Source organism: Pseudoalteromonas sp. SG44-5, assembly GCF_014164175.1.
Classification (GTDB): Bacteria; Pseudomonadota; Gammaproteobacteria; order Enterobacterales; family Alteromonadaceae; genus Pseudoalteromonas; species Pseudoalteromonas nigrifaciens.
This window is the reverse complement of record NZ_JACJES010000007.1, coordinates 1-20733: the sequence shown is the minus strand read 5'-3', so window position 1 is coordinate 20733 and position 20733 is coordinate 1. Positions and strand designations below refer to the sequence as shown.

The following is a 20733-nucleotide window of genomic DNA, read 5'->3' as shown; positions in this document are numbered from 1 at the left end:
CCTTATGATTAAGCCACTTGGCTCGAGGAAGTATTTTTTGGCAACACATGATCTAACAAACGCGCTTGACGCTCTTTCAGTAACGCAGCATAAACATGCAATTAACGGAATAAAACGTGGTATTGAGCGTGAGTCACTAAGAATTAAAAGTGATGGCGTTATCTCTGCACAAAAACACCCAGAAGGGGTGGGCAGTGCGCTTACCAATGGCCAAATTACGACCGATTTTTCAGAGTCGTTACTTGAATTTATTACCCCAGTTAGTGAATCGTCCACACAAACGCTGCAGCAATTAAAAGACTTACAAAAGTTTACCCTAGAAAAAATGGGTGACGAATTACTTTGGCCTATTAGTATGCCGTGCTTTATTGAACATCAAGACGACATAGTTATTGCGCAATTTGGCAGTTCAAATGTAGGGCAAATGAAAACGCTTTACCGTGAAGGGTTAAAAAACCGTTACGGCAGTATGATGCAAGCTATTGCTGGTGTGCATTTTAATATTTCGTTTCCAGATTCATTGTGGCAGTCATTACATACGCTAAAAAATAGCGACCTTAGTTTAGAGAATTTTATATCTGATGGTTACTTAGCGCTTATTCGTAATTTTAAACGTGAATTATGGCTGATCAGTTATTTATTTGGTGCATCACCTGCGTTATGTAGTTCGTTTTTACAGGGTAGAAAAACCGATTTACCATTTAAAAAGCTAGGTAAAGGCACCCTGTATTTAGAAGTAGGCACTGCGCTGCGCTTAGGTAACTTAGGTTACACCAATAGCGCACAATCATCACTGCGTGTAATGTATAACTCGTTAGATGAATATGTAGCTGGTTTGAAAAAATCAATTAACACACCTTCAGATATTTACGGCAACCTTGACGATTACACCAGCGAAAATCCAAAACAGTTAAATAAGAATATTCTGCAAATAGAAAACGAATTTTATTCGCCAATTCGCCCTAAACGTAATGCTAAAAACGGTGAAACACCAACAGATGCACTACTTAGAGCCGGTATTGAATATGTCGAAATTCGCGCATTAGATGTTAATCCATTTAGTGAAGTGGGCATAGATATAGAGCAGTTCCACTTTTTAGATGTGTTTTTAACGTATTGTTTATTAAAAAGCTCACCGGCAATGGATTGGGAAGAGCAAACACGCAGCACAGAAAATCTTGATACAGTAGTAAATAAAGGGCGAGAAAAAGGCCTTGAACTTAATTACTTTAATCAACCGCGTACCCTTCAATCTTGGGGTGAAGATATATTTTCGCAATTAAGTGAAGTGGCAAAATACATGGATACTGCCTACGGCGTTAGTTATTATTCAAGTACTATTGAGCGCATGGCAACTTGGATTAATAACCCAGGACTTACATATTCTGGGCGTTATGTAGCTGAGTTAGAAGCTTCAGGGCTAGATAACGGCCATTATGCGCTAGCAATTGCTGAAAAGTATAAGCAAAGCCATCAAACTGCAGACTATCAAGTGTTTTCAAAGCAATGGTTAGAGGAGCAAGTTACACGCTCTAACGACGCTCAGCGTGCTATTGAGCAAAGTGACTCAGTATCATTTACCGCATTTTTAAATGCTTATTTTGATCCTAAATAAATAGTTAGTTTTAAGCAAAAAAAACGCAGCTCAAGGTAGCTGCGTAATTATTTTAGGGAAGAAACAATGCTGCTCTGCTGCATTGTTAAAATCAGACTACTGATTTTTGCAAAAGTTCAGCGAGATAAACCAAATGAAAAAAAATGTAGTTGTTTTATCATTAGCGTTTAGTTTAGCCGGTTGTGCCACCGCTCCACCAAAGCAGCCTGATGATATTTGTAAAATTTTTGAAGAAAAAAGAAGTTGGTACTTTGGTGCCAAAGATGCTCAAGAAAAATGGGGCGCTCCCAAGCACGTACTTATGAGCATGATGTACCAAGAAAGCTCGTTTAAACATGACGCAGCTCCACCAATGCAGTATTTCTTATGGATTATTCCTACCGGTAGAGCAAGCTCTGCTTATGGCTACTCACAAGCAAAAACGATGACCTGGTCTGATTATATTCGTGAAAGTAAGAATAGTGGCGCCGATAGAGACGACTTTGATGATGCTATCGACTTTATGGGCTGGTTTGCTTATAAAACCCATAAAATAAACGGCGTATCTAAATGGGATGCCTACGGTCAGTATCTTAATTATCACGAAGGGTGGGGCGGTTACAAACGCGGTACTTACAAAAAGAAAAAATGGTTAATGGGTGTGGCTAATAAAGTAAAACACCGTGCGAGCCGTTATGGTGCGCAGTTAAAGCGTTGTGAAGCAGATTTAAATAAAGGGTGGTTAGAGCGTTTGTTTTTTGGCTAATAACATCTGTTGTATTTATTTAGCCTACAAAAAAGGAGCCAATTGGCTCCTTTTTTAGTTTATTTTTTACGTTTTTTCGGCTGTATTTTAACCAGCTTTATCATGTTTTCTTTTACTTCAAGTACTTCAATAGGGTAGCCGGCAATACGCAAACTTAAATTGGCATCAGGAATGTTTTCTAAATACTCAACTATTAAGCCGCTGAGTGTTTTAGGCCCGTCGAGTGGAAACTCCCAGCCCATTTCTTTATTTAAGTCGCGCACGTTAGCACCGCCATCTACAATGCACGAGCCATCGGTTTGTGTGGTTACTTCTTCGCTTGGCGTACGAGTTTGGGTGGTGGTAAAATCGCCTACCACTTCCTCAAGTATATCCTCTAGGGTAACTAAACCTTGAATGTCGCCATACTCATCTACCACCAAGCCAATACGCTCTTTAGATTGCTGAAACTTTAATAGCTGCGTATTTAGTGATGTGCCTTCAGGTATGAAATAAATTTCACGTACAGCGCGTAGCAACGATGGTTTATCAAATTGCTCTTTTGTAAGTAACCTAAGCGCATCACGCGAATGAATAAACCCCACCGCGTCATCTATGTTATCTCTATATAACAATACACGCGTATGTTGTGCATGAGTCAGTTGGCGGCTAATAAGTTTCCATTCATCGTTAATATCTATGGCCACAATTTCGTTACGTGGGATCATAATATCTTCAACGGTTACTTGTTCTAAATCTAAAATTGAGGTCAACATGCTTTGGTGACGCGCAGGAATAAGTGCACCAGACTCATTAAGTACTGATTTTAGCTCTTCTTTACTCATGCTGTGCTCATCTATTTGTGCCGCACTAATACCAAATAACCGCAATATGCCGTTGGTTAGCCAGTTAATAACAACGACAAATGGGAAAAGGATTTTTAGTAATCCTTTAAGCACAACAGAACTTGGGAAGGCAACTTTTTCAGGGTAGAGAGCAGCAAGTGTTTTTGGGGTTATTTCTGCAAAAATAAGCACTACTAAGGTTAACGCACCTGTTGCCACAGCAATACCTAAATCACCGTATAAACGAATACCAATAATAGTAGCAACTTGTGCAGCGGCAATATTAACTAAATTATTGCCGATTAAAATTAAACCAATGAGCCTATCCGGACGACTAAGTAATTTACTGACACGTTTAGCAGCGCGATGATTCTCTTTGGTGAGATGTCGCAGGCGTATACGATTGATTGACATAATTCCGGTTTCTGAGCCAGAAAAATAAGCAGAAAAAAGTACCAAAAAACCTAAAATGATAAACAAGGTACTGGTCGATATGGCGTCCAACGATGGATCCTTTTATTATAAACTAGCGTGTATTAGGCTAGAGTGAGTTAGTAGAGTCAAGTTAAAATTTATTTAGAATAACTTCTTGTATAAAACGACTGCCAAAATAAGCCAGTGTAAGAATAAAAGCAGCAACCATAATAGCAATAACCACAGGTTTACCACGCCAGCCTTTTTTCATATGGCCAAGCGCAATCACAGCAAAAATACACCATGCAACAAGCGATAATATCGTTTTATGGATAAATTGAGTAGCGAACATACCATCGAGAAATACAAATCCCGACAATAGTGCCAAAGTGAGTAATATAGTACCTAAGTTAACCAATTGATACAGTTGGCGTTCAACCACCATTAGTGGTGGTAAATGGCTGTGTACAATAGCTAAATCTTTACGCTTTAAGCGCTTATCAATAAAGTAAAATTGTACGCCATATAAAGTAGCAATAATTAAAATACAGTAAGCGAGTAATGATAACGAAATATGGGTTACTAAGCCCACATCAACATCAATACTTTGCAGTAAAATATGGTGTGGTATAAACAAGCTTGCCATAGTTAGTAGTGCAGCAAAGCCGTACACGACCGGCAATAATAAGGTCGCCGGAAACTTTAACGATACCGTAGTGACAGAAATCACAATAACCCAGCAGGTTAAAAGCGCCACATTGACAATACTTAAATCTTGTCCGTCTGCTCTAAAAACCGAATTTACTAACAACAGCATGTGCGCCAAAATAGCCACAGTACTCAATATAATAGTTAGCTTTTGGCTAGGGCCTTGTTGATGAAACAACCGTGAGAGCACGTAAGACGTTGCTAACACATAAAATAAACTGGCAATAATAGTTAAGCTAATAATCAGCATTGTGCTTGGGCCACTTAATTTGAGTCAAATAATTAATGATTGTTATATAGCCATTGTATTTTATAGCAAAGCAAATGCATAGACCTTAAAAAAAGAAACTCAACAAGCTGCACTTGAACACTGTATTGTAAGACACCATTTACGGTATACTGCTTTTAATTGAAATTTAATAATATTAATTCTATTAATACAGCGCACAGAGTTAAAGGCGCTTTAATTGGGTTGGTATAAACGTCTTATCGGAACCGTAATATGTTTGAGAATCTCCAAGAACGATTAGGTAAAACCTTAAAAAACATTAGTGGCCGTGGCCGCCTAACAGAAGAGAATATTAAAGACACTCTTCGTGAAGTGCGCATGGCATTTTTAGAAGCCGATGTGGCGTTGCCCGTTGTTCGCGATTTTGTAAAACAAGTTAAAGAGCGTGCGGTAGGTGTTGAAGTTACAAAAAGCTTAAGCCCAGGCCAAGTATTTGTAAAAATAGTACGTGAAGAACTCGAAAAAGCCATGGGTGAAGCCAACGAAGAGCTAAGCCTAAATGCACAACCCCCTGCTGTTGTTATGATGGCGGGTTTGCAAGGTGCTGGTAAAACCACCAGTGTTGCTAAACTGGCTAAGTTTTTAAAAGAGCGCAAGAAAAAATCAGTACTTGTAGTAAGTGCCGATGTATACCGTCCTGCAGCAATTAAGCAACTAGAAACGCTCGCTGCTGAAGTTGGTGTTGATTTTTTCCCAAGTGATATTTCGCAAAAGCCGGTTGATATAGCAACCGCAGCTATTTCTCATGCGAAAAAGAAATTTATTGATGTGGTATTAGTCGATACTGCAGGTCGACTGCATGTTGATAGCGACATGATGGATGAGATTAAAAATCTTCACAAAGCAATTAACCCAATCGAAACCTTGTTTGTTGTAGATGCAATGACAGGTCAAGATGCGGCAAATACAGCTAAAGCATTTGACGAAGCCCTGCCACTTACCGGTGTTATATTAACAAAAACCGATGGTGATGCGCGTGGTGGTGCTGCTTTATCTATTCGTCACATCACTGGCAAGCCAATTAAATTTATGGGTGTGGGTGAGCGCATTGATGCACTTGAGCCTTTCCACCCTGACCGCATAGCGTCACGTATTCTAGGCATGGGTGATGTACTTTCATTGATCGAAGAAGTCGAAATGAAAGTAGATAAAGAGCAAGCTGCCAGAGTCGCTGAAAAAGTATTTAAAGGCGCTGGTTTTACCCTTGATGACTTTGCGGATCAACTTAAGCAAATGAAAAACATGGGCGGCATGATGTCGATGCTAGATAAATTGCCAGGTATGTCTAACTTACCCGATGCTGTTAAAGGCCAAATGGGCGATAAAACCTTCATTCAAATGGAAGCCATTATTAGCTCAATGACAAAAAAAGAGCGCGCCCGCCCAGAAATCATTAAAGGGTCACGTAAAAAACGCATTGCAGCAGGTTCTGGTACGCAAGTACAAGAAATTAATAAACTGCTAAAACAGTTTACCCAAATGCAAAAAATGATGAAAAAAATGAAAGGCAAAGGCGGCATGACCAAAATGATGCGCGGCATGAAAGGTATGTTACCGCCGGGAATGATGGGTGGCGGTGGCCCTAAATTTTAAAGTTGAGTTTAGCGTTAGCTTAAACGTAACGATGTAAAATATATAAAAAGGAGCAAATAGCTCCTTTTTTGTTGAATAAATTATGCGTGCTAAACGTTATTAACGCTAATTTAAAGTTGGGATCACGCTTTAACCTACTAATCTGGCTTTTAGCATCACTTCTTACTTGCATTGTTGCTAAAAACTCGTACAATTCCCCAGCTCCCCATTCTGGGGAGTAAATCTTATTAATGAAAACAGTCAATCTTTATAGAGGACGGTATGGTAACTATTCGTTTGCAACGTGGTGGCGCTAAAAAACGCCCTTTCTATCAAATTGTGGTTGCGGATAGCCGTTTCTCGCGTGACGGTCGCTTCATCGAGAAAGTAGGCTTTTTTAACCCAATTGCTGCAGGTCAAGAAGAAAAAATTCGTTTAGATTTACCACGTGTTGAACACTGGGTAGGTCAGGGCGCGTCTCTTTCAGATCGCGTAGCTAAGTTAGTAAAAGACGCTCGTAAAGCGGCTTAATAGGCGTAAGTGTAACCATGAGTCAAGAGAACACCTCATCAATAATTGTCGTAGGAAAGCTCGGTGCCCCGTATGGTATAAAGGGCTGGCTTAAGGTACATTCATTTACTGATGATCCCGCAGGGATCTTCGATTTCAGCCCGTGGTTGATAGGGCAGCAAGGTAAATGGCAGACCTTAGAAGTGGTCGACTGGCGTCGCCACAACAAAGGCTTTATCGCTAAATTTGCGCAAGTAAACGATCGAGACGAAGCAGTGGCTTATACCCACGCAGAAATCTCAATGGATTCAGCGCAATTACCAGAACTCCCGCAAGGTGAGTTCTATTGGCGAGATCTCATTGGCATGTCGGTTGTAACTGATAAAGGTTACGATTTAGGCATTGTTGATGACCTAATGGAGACAGGGTCAAATGACGTACTGGTTGTTAAAGCAAACAGTAAAGACGCATTTGGTCAAGCAGAGCGTTTAATTCCGTTTTTAACTGATACAGTTATTATCGAAGTTAAACACGACGCAAGAGAAATTACCGTAGACTGGGATCCAGGGTTTTAATGACGCAAACGAGTTCATTATGGGTAGGGGTGATAAGCCTTTTTCCTGACATGTTTGACGCTATTACAGACCAGGGTGTTACCGGTCGCGCAGTAAAAAGTGGCTTAATTGATTTTAACTGCTGGAATCCGCGAGACTACGCTTTAGATAAGCATAGAACCGTGGACGATCGTCCTTACGGGGGCGGACCAGGTATGTTAATGATGGTTGAGCCATTAAAAAAAGCGATTGCCGAGGCTAAAAAAGCTGCAGGTGATGGTGCTAAAGTAATTTATATGTCCCCACAAGGGCGCAAACTAGATCAGCAAGGAGCTAGCGAACTCGCAAGCTCTAAAAAACTGATTTTGATTGCCGGTCGCTATGAAGGTATAGATGAGAGAATAATAGAGTCATACGTTGACGAAGAATGGTCAATTGGTGATTTTATTTTGAGTGGTGGTGAATTACCAGCCATGACATTAATTGACGCAGTAGCGCGATTAGTGCCTGGCGTATTAGGTCATAACCAATCAGCAGAACAAGACTCATTTTCGGATGGCTTGTTAGATTGTCCTCACTATACACGGCCAGAAACATTGGACGACAAACAGGTGCCTGCTGTATTGCTCAGCGGAAACCACCAAGAGATAGCAAAATGGCGGCTTATGCAGTCATTAGGCAGAACTTGGCTACGCCGTCCTGACTTGTTGCATAACCTAGCTCTGACTGAGGAGCAAGCGGTATTACTCGCGAAATTTCAGCAAGAGTACCAAAAAGCTTGTGGCTAGAAGACAGTTACACCTAGGAAAGTGAGAAACATAATGGCAAAAGTAAACCAAAATATTATTAAAGCGCTTGAAGATGAGCAGCTTAAAACAGACGTACCTGCATTCGGCGCTGGTGATACAGTAGTTGTACAGGTAAAAGTAAAAGAAGGTGCTAAAGAGCGTCTACAGGCCTTTGAAGGTGTTGTAATCGCTAAGCGTAATCGTGGTCTTCACTCAGCATTCACAGTTCGTAAAATTTCGAACGGTGAAGGCGTTGAGCGTGTATTCCAAACGCACAGCCCTCTTATTGATAGCGTAACAGTTAAGCGTCGCGGTGCAGTTCGTCGTGCTAAGCTTTACTATCTACGTGAGCGTTCTGGTAAATCTGCACGTATTAGAGAAAAACTTAACTAATACGCGCTGTTTATCAACGCAAAAAAACGGGTTGCATCCTTCGGGTTGCAACCCGTTTTGGTTTCTATAACATAAAATTTCAGGCTAAATACTAAAGCTTAAACCACAGCTGTCGGACTAGGAGTCTCACTGTCGTAATATTCACCAGTATAGTTAGGCTTCCTTTATTGCTAAACACAAAGTGCACCTCGATAAATTTTTATCAATATGTGTTTTAAACACCTTTTCAACTTACCCGCAGAATACGTAATAACCCAATTAACGCCAGTATGAGCATAACTTTGCTCAAGCAAAACTTAAGCTAAATATACCTAAGCCAAATAAAGCACAGAAAATAAAAATTTGGCAGATGAATTATAGTATTTAACCTTGAACTCTGGTTAAGAGATTTACTAACGTATTGAATCATAGTTATATTTAATTTTATTTTCTCTAGCCAGAGGTTTTCAGTGAAAACAAGGCGAATTTACGCGTCAATAGCTGGCCTCTTGCAAGAAAATTCAACGCAGTTAGCGCTGAAAATAGCTGCTTGAGATAAGTTTATTATCCGGAGCTCAGGTTATTTAAGGAAGTAGGGTGATGAAAATAGCTCAAAAAGTGGAGCCATGTGTAACTAGGTATAACTTGAAGGGGTATTGGATGGGCAGTAAGGATTGCGGTAAGGGCGCTTTATACGACCTTACCGCGACTAAGTTATTAGGCTAGTTGAACCTATGCACAATACAAATTACTTAACGTTATGAACATGTACATCGCGTTGTGGGAAAGGAATAGAAATACCTTCTTTATCAAACGCTTTTTTCACTTTTTCTTGCATATCCCAGTAGTAAGGCCATAAGTCACCTGTTGCAACCCAAGCGCGAAACATTAAATTAACTGAGTTATCGCCAAGGCTGGCAACACAAATACGTGGTGCCGGATCTGTTAAAGAGCGCTCGTCTTCTTCAAACAGGCGTTTTAAGATAGCTTTTGCCGTATCTATGTCGTCGTTATACGAAATTCCAAAGGTCATATCACAGCGGCGTTTGTCATAAATACTTACGTTCACTAGTGTCGCATTCGATAGGCTACCGTTTGGAATAACAATGCGGCGGTTATCGAAGGTATCTACTACCGTGTATAAAATTTGAATTTCGACGACTGCGCCCATAAAGCCCTGTGCTTCGATAGTATCGCCAACCTTGAACGGTTTAAAAATTAGCAACAGCACACCGCCAGCAAAATTAGCTAGACTGCCTTGCAGTGCAAGACCTATTGCCAGGCCTGCAGCACCAATCACCGCGATGAATGAGGTGGTTTCGATACCTACCATAGAGGCCACCGAAATAAGCAGCATAATTTTCACTACAGCGCTAATTAAGCCACATAAAAACTTGTTTAGTGTTGGATCTTTTTTGCCTAGTCGGTTATCTAAAACCTTAACAAAGCGGTTGATCAGCCATAGGCCAACCAGTAAAGTAATAATAGCGAGCACAAATTTTGGTGCGTAAGTCATAACGAGTGATATGGCTTGGTCTATTAATTGTGAAGCGTCTACATCTGTTCCTAAAACTTCTTCCATTTTATGGATCCTGTTTATTTTAATTACTATATGAATAATATAAGAATAAACGTGATAACTCTACTATGCAACAAATGCAGGCTTTTTAGCTTGCTAATTTACTTTTATTGACTGCGGCTTTTAGGGTAAATAATTAATATTTACTTTAAAGGTATTCGTTGCTTCTCAAAGTATTGTTTTTCAATTTAACCTTTTACTTATTTAGTCTTTTATCAGGCTATTGATCCTGTTAGTATTTATCGTATTGATTAGTTTACTTTAATGTAAACTTAAGTTGGCGTTTTTGCTTTTTAAGGTGGTATGCAAGTGGCGGATATAAATGATTTAGCCCAGTTAAGAGTGGGTATTGATGAGTGTGATACACAGTTGGTGGCACTGCTGGCAAGGCGTAATTCGCTTACTCAAAAAATTGGCGCAATAAAGCAGCAAACTGGTGCGCCACTTCATGCACCCGATCGTGAAGCTGATTTATTAGCTGCAAGGCGCCAAGAAGCAATTAATCAGGGAGTAAGCCCAGAGTTAGTTGAAGATATTCTTAGGCGTATGATGCGCGAAGCGTATCAGAATCAGCAAGCCAAACTTGCATGTGCTGCACCGCATTTATCACCCATTGTTATTGTGGGTGGGCAAGGTGCTATGGGGCAATTATTTGCTAAGCAATTTCAGCGCTCTGGTTACGAAGTGAAAACCCTTGATAAGCAAGATCAAGTAAACGCTGCAGCAATTTTAAAAGGCGCTAAATTAGTACTATTAAGCGTACCTATTAATGCGTTAGAAACTGTAGTTGCTGAACTACCTAAGTTAGATGAAGGCTGTTTATTGGTAGATATAACATCGGTTAAGCAAGCGCCAATTAAAGCACTAAAAGCAGCGCATAGCGGCCCAGTTGTAGGGCTGCATCCTATGTTTGGCCCAGATATTTCGCACTGGGTTAAGCAAACAGTGGTGGTGTGTGAAGGGCGTGACCACGATGTTGCACAGGGCTTGTTAGCACAGTTGCAAGTGTGGGGTTGCCAGCTAGTTGAACTTGATGCGAAAAAACATGACGAAGCAATGCAAATAATTCAGGTAATGCGCCATTTAACCACCTTTGTATATGGGCAGTTTTTAGCAAAACAAAGCCATACATTAGCGGAGTTACGTAGCTGTTCATCACCTATCTATCAATTAGAGTTAATGATGGTTGGGCGCTTATTTGCGCAATCGCCAGAGTTATATTCAGATATTATGTTAGCGCAATTTGATAACGTAGAGAGCTTACTGGCGCAGTATCAACAGACTTTTGCAGACACACTTAAAAAGTTAAAAGCAGGAGATAAGCCCGCGCTTATTGATGCCTTTGCTGATGCAAAAGCTTATTTTTCAGATTCGACAGCGCACTTTTTAACCCAAAGTCGCAGCCTGTTAAATAAAGCGAATGACGCAAAAGTGCTAGATTAAAACAGAAAAACAAAAAAGGGCTTAATTAAGCCCTTTTTACATTATAAGCTGCGCGTTATTGCGTATTTACACTCACAGCTTGGAGCGTTTCGCTTTGATAGCAGCCTAAAATACGTACATACTGAGTGTATTCTTTTAGCTCCTCTAATGCATTTTTTACTTGGCTGTCGGCAAGGTTCGCTTCTAAGTCGACGTAAAATACTTCTTCCCATGGGTTACCCGGCATAGGGCGAGACTCTAACTTAACCAAATTAATTTTATGTTGTTTAAAAATCATTAATGCATCGGCAAGTGAACCAGCCTGCTGTTTAGTGGCCATAATTAAACTGGTTTTAGTGGGTATTTGCTTTGATACCTGTAATGGCTTACGCGCTACAACAATAAAGCGGCTGTGGTTTTCGCTTTGGTTTGCTAAGTTAGATTTAATCACTTCTAGGCCTACATTTTTACCTGCTTGGGCAGAGCCAATAGCGGCACTATTTGGCGTATTTAGTGCTGATTGCAGGGCACTTGAAGTTGAGTCGCAGGTTTCGTGTTGCAGCTCACCAAGGCCTTGTAAAAAGCGGCTACATTGAGCAAACGGTTGCGGGTGAGCAAATATTTTTGTAAGTTGGCTAAGCTCAGTATCTGGGTTGGCAAGTAAACAATGTTCAACACTGTGCGTTACTTCACCAACAATAGACACTTGTGCATGTTGTAGTAAATCAAATACTTCGTTGATACTGCCTGAACTGGTGTTTTCAATAGGCAGCAAACCAAAATCGGCTTGGCCGTTTTCTACTTTACCGGTAATTTCGTCAAACGAGCTACAGCCTATTTCAACTAACTTACCTGGGCGACGGCTAAAGTATTTATGACAGGCCAACTGGCTGTATGAGCCTTGCCCACCTAAATACGTAACACGATGGGTTTCGCTTAACGCATCTGGGTTAAGGTTTTTTTGCAGCATAGCTTGTTGATGCAATACAGAGTCTTCTAAAATAGTTTGAAAAACATTATTTACGTAATAGGCGTCTAACCCTAACGATTTCCCATAACCTATCAGCTTTTCTAGAAGTGCTAATTCACGGGCTTCATCACGAATCGGTTTATTGTTCGCTATTTTATATTCCACCACACCATGGCTAATACGACGTCGTTTGGCTAGTAAAACCAGTAAATCAGAATCTATCTCATTTATATCGTGTCGAAGTGTATTTAGTACATCATTGCTCATTTGGCTTTCCTCATTCCAAAAGTATGCTGTTCATACAGCAAAAACAAAAAAGCCTCCCGGTTGGGAGGCTTTGCTATTCGATTGATTTTATCTCACAAACAGTTCAGCCTCTTCTATATAAAGAAGCTAAAAAACGAAAAAAAAGTAACTGCGTAAGTAATGTTCATGATGATAATGTATGGAGAGTTACTGTTAATGTCAACAGCGCTTTTGTTAAATAACTTAAGCTCTGAAAAATAAATCTATCACTAGTGGCTATTTTCAAGGTTAACTGTGTTGGATTTACTTGTAATAGGCCGTGATTGTTGCATAAATTTGTCTTGTTCCCTTTGTTTTTTTTATATAGTTTACAAATAATTTATAAATATGATCTTGGATCTGGTATATTTCAATTACTGGTTCAAATAATAATAATTATTAATAATAAAAAGGTTAGCCTGTGGTGTATCGACGCCCCCCATCTCGTTTCGGGATAAACTCACTTAGCGTCAAGTTGTCATTGTTGATTTCTGCAATATGTTTAATTGCTGGAGTGTGTGCGGCCGCGTTAATGCTCAAATCTGAAGAAAAACAACTGGTTTTTGAAGAGCATGAAGTATTAAAAGAATCTAACGAATTACTTATAAAACAATTCAAAAACTTACTAAACACTAAAATTAAAGTTGCTCAGCAAGCAAATATAGTTGTGGGTGAGCAGCTATTTAGTGATCAGTCATCGTTAATAAGTAATAAAGTAAATACACTGCAATTAAATAATGACGGTACGATACGCAGTGCCTCTACTGATGGGCTTTCGGCTGCATTTATCCCACAAACTAGCTATACACCTTTTTATAAACAATTAATATCAGACTCTGAAACGCTCTGGAAAATTATATCGCCACCACTAACTCAAGATTTTTTTAATTTTTACCTTATTACTAAAGATAACTTTATTCGCATAGCGCCGCCTAACGAGGCTTTAAATGCGCCAGCTAATTATACATTTACACAAAGTACGCGCTTTAATTACGCTAAGGCGCTTACTAATCCTCAACATAGGCCTGTTTGGTCTAAAGTTTATTACGATACTATATGGCATAAATGGGCTATTAGCTTAACGGTTCCTATTTATAAAGAGGGTGAGTTTTTAGGTGTTACTGGCAGTGACATCGCGCTAAAAACATTAATATCGCAATTGCCAATTGGCGGAAAAGAAAAACAGTTAGTGGTATTTGACAGCCAAGGGCAGTTATTAGCGCACCCCAATTTAACCCAATCAAGTTATGCACAATATGGTAAAGCAGGTAAAAAACTACTCCCTGAGGACTTTATTGATCCCACATTACAAGTAATTGTAGATGATGCGATTAAAATGCAACGGTCTGAATATGCCGACTCATTCAAATTAAATAATGAAGCGCATATTATTAATATTCATAAAATAGATGGCTTAGATTGGTATGTAGGGGTATATAAAAAACGTTCTTCAACATTCTCAGCATTAGCAGATTTAAAGATGAAGTTTTTTGGGCTATTTATACTCTATGCCATTTTAGTCGCCTTACTCTTACATCAAGCACTTTATCAGCTAGTACTTAGGCGTATACATTCTTTGGTTTATGCCGTTACAAACTTTGGTCAAGGCCAGTTACAAATAGAATTTCCAAAAGAAAACAAAGATGAAATAGGCACTCTCAACGGCTCATTTAAAGACATGACCATTGAAATTAGAAAGCTAATAGATGGGCTTAACCAGCGTATTATTGAAAAAGAAATTGCAGAAAAAGCAGCCAGGCGACTATCCAAAGCCGTGGCGTTTTCTGGTACTGGTGTGGTGATCACCGATAAAAACTTTGTCATTGAATACGTAAACCCTAAAATGCTTGAAATGACCAGCTTTTCAGAGGAACATTTTAATCGAGCGCCTTTATTAAGCATTATTGCAAGCGAAATGGCTATATTAATTGATGATATAGATGTTGATTTACGCAGTCGTAATTGTTGGCGTGGCGACACCTTAATTGAAAGCAATAATAAAGCGCCTATTTGGGTTTCTTTAAGTATTTCACCTATTCGCGAAGATGACGGAACAATTACCAGTTACGTAGCCTCTGCGCAGGATATTTCGTTTGTTAAAGAAAGCCAGCGTAAAATGGAACAGCTTGCTTATTTTGATACTTTAACAGGACTTGCTAATCGAACATTTTTTAGAATGCAGCTGCGTAAATCGATGGCGCTCGCTGAACGCGGGCATTATGCCTTTGCATTGTTTTATTTTGATTTAGATGAATTTAAACGTATTAACGATACCTTAGGCCATAATTCAGGCGATCAATTACTCGTTGAAGTTGCAAATAGATTAAAGCAACGCCTAAGAGCAGAGGATACTATTGCGCGTTTAGGCGGTGATGAGTTTGCTATATTACTCAGTGGCATTGAGCATCAAGAGCATGCAACTCAAGTGGCAAATACGATTCAAAAAACCCTTAATGAGCCTATTCAACTTGGCAGTAACGAAGTTATTATTAGTGCCAGTATAGGCATTACTATGGCCCCATACGACAGCCAAGAAGAAGACCAACTGTTAAAGCATGCCGACTTAGCCATGTATGAAGCAAAAGCAAAAGGGCGTAACACCTTTCATTTTTATAGCCAAGAGCTCAATACTGCTGCAAATGAACGCTTGTTTATTGAAAACGAGCTACGCCAAGCGATAAAAGATAAACAACTCACGGTTTATTATCAGCCGCAGATTGATAGCCGCACTCAGCTTATAGTGGGTTACGAAGCATTGTTACGCTGGTTTCATCCAACAGAAGGGGCGATTGCACCCACTAAATTTATACCTATTGCAGAAGCTACCGGTTTAATTGTTGAACTGGGAGAGTGGGTATTACACCAAGCATGTAATTTTGCAGTTAAGTTAGAGCGCCAAGGTAGAGCGAGTAATATTGCGATTAACTTATCGGCCAGACAGTTTAAAGATGCCAGCTTATTACCTACACTGAAAAAAATAATAGCCAGTACACAGGTGTCGGCTAAAAGCCTACATTTAGAATTAACCGAAAGTATGCTGATGGGCAATGTAGAAGCTGCTATAGCACAACTACATGAATTAAAGGGACTCGGGGTTTCTATTTCTATAGATGACTTTGGTACTGGTTACTCTTCATTAAGTTACTTGAAACGTTTTCCGGTGGATATTCTTAAAATTGATCGCTCATTTATAAAAGATATTCCAGATGATAATAATGATATGGCAATAACAGCGGCAATTATAGCCATGGCGCAAAAGCTAAAACTCGATGTGGTTGCCGAAGGGGTAGAAACCGTTGAGCAAGTAGAGTTTTTGAAAAATAACAATTGCTTTATAGTGCAAGGGTATTACTTTAGCCCGCCAATTGCAGAGCGCGATTTACCCATGCTTTTTGAACGATTGGAGCAAATGGCGAAGGACGAAAAATAAAATTAAATTGCGGGTTTAACCACCCGCAATTTTTACTTTAAAGGTTAAGCTTTCTAAAATAGCTTTTAGTTTATCGCGATCATCACCTTGTACTTCAATAAGACCGTCTTTTACTGCGCCGCCTTGGCCCATTTTACTTTTAAGTGTTTTAGCTAATTTTTTTAAATCATGCTCTTTAGGATCGACTCCAACTACCAGCATAACGCCTTTGCCTTTGCGTCCTTTTGTTTGGCGCTCAATACGCACAAACCCGTCTTTAAATAGTTTACCTGCAACTTCTTTCTCTGGTTTTGGTTGCTCTATTCGCCCCGTTTGTGTTGAATATACTAAGTGACTATCGCTCATCATTACCCTATACAAAAATTGAATCAAACAATGGCGTAAATAATAGCAAATTTGTGTATTGATGTTTTTATTTTTGCTAATTAGTTTTAAACAGTTATATTTGATTCAAAGAATATTAATAGGACATAATATGAGTTTAACTAAAAGTATATCGGCCGATGCAGCTACGTTAACAATACATATAAAGGGTAAGTTTGACTTTAATTTAGTGCAATCTTTTCGCCAAGCGTATGCGCAAATAGACAAAAGCATTACTAAAGTAATTATCGACCTAAGGGAAACCGATTACATGGACAGCTCAGCATTAGGTATGCTGCTAAATATGCAAAAAAGCATAGATACACAGGTCAATAAATTTGAGATCAGCAACTGCCAACCACAATTAAAAAAAATATTACAAATATCTCGGTTTGATAAGAAGTTTGATATTAACTAATGATGCATATTTTAGTTGTTGATGATCAAGCCCTTAACCGAATATTACTGCAAAGGCTATTAACACAAGAAGGCTATACAGTTTCTTTGGCGTATAATGGTGTTGCCGCTCTAAAGATACTCGCGCAAACCCCAATTGATATTGTGCTACTTGATGTAGTAATGCCTATTATGGATGGCTTTGAAACGGCAAAAATAATAAAACAACGCTTTAACGATATTCATTTACCTATTATTTTTATTACGGCACTGGATGATCACGCCAGCTTTGAGCGTTGTTTAGCGGTTGGCGGTGATGACTTTATTCAAAAGCCGTTCGAAAAAGTAATTTTACACGCCAAAATTAAAGCCCACTGCAGGACCCGTGAATTAAGTAAAAAGGCTAACCAGCAAAAAATATTACTTGAGGAGCATCAAAATCAGCGTGAGCGAGAGTATGAAATTATTGAGCATATTTTTAATAACTCCCTCGAAAATCAAGATCAATTTAAAACCCACCTCGATTTTAATTTATCGCCTGCCACCATGTTTAACGGCGATATGTTTTTAGTCGCGCAAAGTCCTATAGGTAATTTATATTGCATGTTGGGTGATTTTACCGGTCATGGTTTAGCGGCGGCAATAGGCGCTTTACCAGCATCGCGTGTGTTTTACACTATGGTTAAAAAAGGTATGGCGTTACACGACATTGCCCGCGAATTAAACTTATTATTATACAATTTACTGCCCGGACATATGTTTTGCGCTGCAACTATTATAGAGCTAAGTGTATCTGGTAAAAGTATATCGGCATGGCTAGGCGGGCTTCCCGATACTTACTTAATAGATAAGCAAGGTAACCTTAAAAAAACGCTAGAATCGCAACATATGGCATTGGGTATATTAAACAATCAAGAGTTTGAACATGAGGTTATTCACTTTGAAGTAAATGAGCAAACACGGCTTGTACTTGCAACCGATGGCATAATTGAAACACCGAATAAACAAGGTGTTTTTTTTAGTGAACAACGCTTTATCGAAACCTTAAAAATGAACCCGATGATCAGCAGCGAAAACATCGTTAATAGCGTAAGTCAGTTTGCTGATGGTACTAAACAACAAGACGATATAAGCATAGTGTTACTCAATTGTTTACCACTAAGTGTAAAGCCGGAACCCAGAGAGGCATTTTCTAAATTAGCGTTTAATATGTCATTGAGTTTAGATTCGAAGCAAATAAAAAACACCGATCCGGTTTATGATTTAGTAAATATGCTCAGCAGTATTAGTGGCTTAAAAGCACATAGAGCGAATATATTTTTACTCCTATCGGAGGCATACAATAATGCGCTTGATCATGGTGTACTTAAATTAGACTCACAATTAAAAACTCAAGATGATGGCTTTTTTAAATATTATGAATTGCGCGCAAAAAAACTTGCAGAACTTAGTAATGCAAAACTCTCTATAGAGGTAAGTTACTGCCCTGATAGCTTGAACTTATACTTTATTATTTGCGACAGCGGCTGCGGGTACACTCACCAGCAAGATACCCTATTTAATGACGCAGCTGAGTTTGGTCGCGGGCTGTCACTGCTTGACGAAATAGCACAGAGAGTGACTTATAACAGCAGTGGGAACCAAGTTGAAATGTGTTATAAGTTGAGCTAGCACTGTAAAAAAATCCATGCTAATATTTGCACACTATAGAAGTATGGATGGCCAAATGATTAATTCCTATTTACAACAAGCACAACTCAGTGCAGACACCCGTTTAATTTCAGCAGAGCTAACAGCGCTTGAGCAAGCACTTGTAAGCACTAGCTTGCCTGAAGTTCGCTGGCATTATCAAATTCCACAGTTAGGTGAGGGCGGAGCATGTAGTTTATTTGGTTATCTGCAAGATGAACCGTTTAAGTTAACTGCTTACGTAACTAACAATGAGCAAACGCACACTAAGCTTGCTAACTTACAGGCTATTGTAAACTACATACAGCAGCAAACTGGGGTTGATTGGTATGGTATTTATCAAACTCACGATACTGCACAGGGTAAACAGCTTTTAAAGTTAGCTTATCATGGCGCGCCAAGTAGGCCGCTTTTTCCGCTTACAGCCGATTTTGCCGCGGGCAGTAACAACGTGCAAGTTGCGCTCTCTAAAACGGGCCGTATTATTAATAATGTTGAGCAATACTTAAGCCAAGGAGGGGAGTATTATACTTGCGACCCAAAGGTTAAGTCTGAGGTGTGCTTACCTTTATTTAATAGGAGTGGTGAATGCGTAGGAATTATTGATGCTGAGGCGTTTCATAATGATTTTTTTGATGAAAAAGTACTCGCAGTCCTAATTGCATGCTGTATTAAAATTCCTCAATTTTTAGTTTAAATAACAAAAATAGACTATGTTGAGGTTTTTAATAATGATTTTTTGCATGCACAAGGTATTAACTGTATTAATGGCATGCTGTATTAAAATTCCTCACTTTTTTGTACCAATAACACTAGTCAACCTAGCGTGTTTTTATGATAAGCTTAAGCTCACACCAACCCCCTAAATAATGATAAGAGATAGTCAATGTTCTCAGTATTAAAACCATTACCCACAGATCCTATTCTTGGCCTTATGGCGGCCTATAAGCAAGATACTAACCCTAATAAAATTGATTTAGGTGTGGGTGTCTATAAAGATGAGCTAGGCAATACACCGGTACTTAAAGCGGTAAAAAAAGCAGAAGCGTTTCGTTTAGAAAATGAAACCAGCAAATCTTATATTGGTTTAGCGGGTAATTTAGATTACTGTCAAAAAATGGAAAGCTTACTATTAGGTGAGCACAAAACATTACTAGCTAACCGTGTACGTACGGCGCAAGCGCCAGGTGGTACTGGGGCATTACGTGTTGCTGCTGAATTTATTATGCGTTGTAATCCAAAAGCAACAGTGTGGGTAACTACGCCAACATGGGCTAATCATATTAGCTTATTTGAAGCAGCGGGCTTAACAGTAAAAGAATACCCTTATTACGATTACGAAAATAAAGACTTATTATTTGATGAGATGATCAACACACTTAAGCAAGTGCCTAAAGGCGATGTGGTTTTACTACATGCGTGTTGTCATAACCCAAGTGGTATGGATTTAAACGAAGCACAGTGGAAGGTAGTTGCTGAGCTTGCAAAAGAAGTGGGCTTTACGCCGCTTGTTGATATTGCATACCAAGGTTTTGGCTCTTCACTAGAAGAAGATGCACGTGGTTTACGTATTTTAGCTGACGCAGTTGAAGAGTTAATTATTTGTTCTTCATGTTCTAAAAACTTTGGTCTTTACCGCGAACGTATTGGTGCGTGTTCACTAATTGCAAAAGACAGCGCAACTGCTGATATTTCAAACTCAGTATTACTTAGTGTTGTACGTAGTATTTATTCAATGCCGCCAGCGCATGGTGCTGACATTGTAAATACAATTTTAAGCAGCACTGAGCTTACGCAAATGTGGCATCAAGAGCTTGATGAAATGCGTAGCCGTATAAATGGTTTACGTACACAAATTAAAGAAACACTAGCGACTAAAGACATAGCGCAAGACTTCTCGTTTATTGAGCGTCAGCACGGTATGTTTTCTTTCTTAGGAATTAATAAAGAGCAAATTACTCGCCTACAAAAAGAGTACGGCATTTATATTGTTGGCTCAAGTCGTGTAAACGTAGCGGGCGTGAGTGATGCAAATATTGAATACTTTGCAAATGCAGTTGCCGACGTATGTAAATCATAATAGTTAACCTGAACTCTGGTTAAGAGATTTACTAACATATTGAATCATCGTTATATTTAATTTTATTTTCTCTAGCCAGAGGTTTTCAGTGAAAACAAGGCGAATTTACGCGTCAATAGCTGGCCTAT

18 protein-coding genes are annotated in these 20733 nt (G+C 39.2%); 13 read left to right on the top strand and 5 right to left on the bottom strand.

Going from position 1 to position 20733, the window contains the following annotated elements; genetic code table 11:
* Nucleotides 1-37: 37 nt before the first annotated feature.
* Together gshA and H5079_RS09555 are read left to right on the top strand one after the other, a co-directional pair.
* Nucleotides 38-1615 (top strand): glutamate--cysteine ligase, encoded by a 1578-nt coding sequence (gshA, locus tag H5079_RS09560; protein ID WP_182683960.1) that lies wholly within the window; start codon nt 38-40, stop codon nt 1613-1615.
* Between the two features lie 133 nt (nt 1616-1748).
* Nucleotides 1749-2360: a hypothetical protein gene (locus H5079_RS09555; protein WP_182683959.1), complete on the top strand. Its 612-nt coding sequence runs from the start codon at nt 1749-1751 to the stop codon at nt 2358-2360.
* Between the two features lie 59 nt (nt 2361-2419).
* Here H5079_RS09555 and H5079_RS09550 read toward each other — a convergent pair whose 3' ends face one another.
* Both H5079_RS09550 and H5079_RS09545 read right to left on the bottom strand, forming a co-directional pair.
* Nucleotides 2420-3688 (bottom strand): HlyC/CorC family transporter, encoded by a 1269-nt coding sequence (locus H5079_RS09550; protein WP_140391177.1) that lies wholly within the window; start codon nt 3686-3688, stop codon nt 2420-2422.
* A 61-nt stretch (nt 3689-3749) separates the two neighbouring features.
* Nucleotides 3750-4556, bottom strand: a complete 807-nt coding sequence (locus H5079_RS09545; protein ID WP_011327630.1) for an inner membrane protein YpjD — start codon at nt 4554-4556, stop codon at nt 3750-3752.
* A gap of 252 nt (nt 4557-4808) precedes the next feature.
* Between H5079_RS09545 and ffh the strand changes: the two genes are divergently transcribed.
* The 5 genes from ffh to rplS all read left to right on the top strand — a co-directional run bounded on the left by ffh (nt 4809) and on the right by rplS (nt 8412).
* A complete protein-coding gene (gene ffh, locus H5079_RS09540) occupies nt 4809-6188 on the top strand; it encodes a signal recognition particle protein (RefSeq protein WP_011327632.1) in 1380 nt (459 codons plus the stop codon).
* A 261-nt stretch (nt 6189-6449) separates the two neighbouring features.
* Complete coding sequence (gene rpsP / locus H5079_RS09535; RefSeq protein WP_011327633.1) at nt 6450-6698, top strand: 30S ribosomal protein S16; 249 nt, start codon at nt 6450-6452, stop codon at nt 6696-6698.
* 17 nt (nt 6699-6715) lie between these two features.
* Nucleotides 6716-7252: a ribosome maturation factor RimM gene (gene rimM, locus H5079_RS09530; protein ID WP_011327634.1), complete on the top strand. Its 537-nt coding sequence runs from the start codon at nt 6716-6718 to the stop codon at nt 7250-7252.
* Entirely contained in the window at nt 7252-8019 is a 768-nt protein-coding gene (gene trmD / locus H5079_RS09525; RefSeq protein ID WP_011327635.1) for a tRNA (guanosine(37)-N1)-methyltransferase TrmD, read from the top strand. The genes rimM and trmD overlap by 1 nt, the downstream gene beginning before the upstream one ends.
* 33 nt (nt 8020-8052) lie before the next feature.
* Complete coding sequence (gene rplS, locus H5079_RS09520) at nt 8053-8412, top strand: 50S ribosomal protein L19 (protein WP_011327636.1); 360 nt, start codon at nt 8053-8055, stop codon at nt 8410-8412.
* Nucleotides 8413-9139: 727 nt separating this feature from the next.
* Here rplS and H5079_RS09515 read toward each other — a convergent pair.
* Nucleotides 9140-9973, bottom strand: a complete 834-nt coding sequence (locus H5079_RS09515) for a mechanosensitive ion channel family protein (RefSeq protein WP_086995304.1) — start codon at nt 9971-9973, stop codon at nt 9140-9142.
* A gap of 306 nt (nt 9974-10279) precedes the next feature.
* Between H5079_RS09515 and tyrA the strand changes: the two genes are divergently transcribed.
* Nucleotides 10280-11413 (top strand): bifunctional chorismate mutase/prephenate dehydrogenase, encoded by a 1134-nt coding sequence (gene tyrA, locus H5079_RS09510; RefSeq protein ID WP_041454671.1) that lies wholly within the window; start codon nt 10280-10282, stop codon nt 11411-11413.
* Nucleotides 11414-11468: 55 nt separating this feature from the next.
* On the opposite strand, the gene H5079_RS09505 is transcribed toward tyrA, so the two are convergent.
* A complete protein-coding gene (locus tag H5079_RS09505; RefSeq protein ID WP_086997942.1) occupies nt 11469-12629 on the bottom strand; it encodes a chorismate mutase in 1161 nt (386 codons plus the stop codon).
* A 439-nt stretch (nt 12630-13068) separates the two neighbouring features.
* Between H5079_RS09505 and H5079_RS09500 the strand changes: the two genes are divergently transcribed.
* Nucleotides 13069-16077 carry an EAL domain-containing protein gene (locus H5079_RS09500; RefSeq protein ID WP_182683958.1) on the top strand — a complete coding sequence of 1003 codons (3009 nt, stop codon included), beginning with the start codon at nt 13069-13071 and terminating at the stop codon, nt 16075-16077.
* Nucleotides 16078-16092: 15 nt separating this feature from the next.
* On the opposite strand, the gene H5079_RS09495 is transcribed toward H5079_RS09500, so the two are convergent.
* Complete coding sequence (locus tag H5079_RS09495; RefSeq protein WP_011327641.1) at nt 16093-16422, bottom strand: translation initiation factor; 330 nt, start codon at nt 16420-16422, stop codon at nt 16093-16095.
* Between the two features lie 130 nt (nt 16423-16552).
* Between H5079_RS09495 and H5079_RS09490 the strand changes: the two genes are divergently transcribed.
* The 4 genes from H5079_RS09490 (at nt 16553) to H5079_RS09475 (ending at nt 20605) form a co-directional block, all read left to right on the top strand.
* The gene (locus tag H5079_RS09490) at nt 16553-16858 is read left to right on the top strand and encodes an STAS domain-containing protein (RefSeq protein ID WP_011327642.1); all 306 of its coding nucleotides are present in this window, start codon (nt 16553-16555) and stop codon (nt 16856-16858) included.
* Nucleotides 16858-18507: a fused response regulator/phosphatase gene (locus H5079_RS09485; RefSeq protein WP_182683957.1), complete on the top strand. Its 1650-nt coding sequence runs from the start codon at nt 16858-16860 to the stop codon at nt 18505-18507. The genes H5079_RS09490 and H5079_RS09485 overlap by 1 nt, the downstream gene beginning before the upstream one ends.
* 55 nt (nt 18508-18562) lie before the next feature.
* Entirely contained in the window at nt 18563-19222 is a 660-nt protein-coding gene (locus H5079_RS09480; protein WP_011327644.1) for a GAF domain-containing protein, read from the top strand.
* A 189-nt stretch (nt 19223-19411) separates the two neighbouring features.
* Nucleotides 19412-20605 (top strand): amino acid aminotransferase, encoded by a 1194-nt coding sequence (locus H5079_RS09475; protein ID WP_011327645.1) that lies wholly within the window; start codon nt 19412-19414, stop codon nt 20603-20605.
* Nucleotides 20606-20733: the final 128 nt, after the last annotated feature.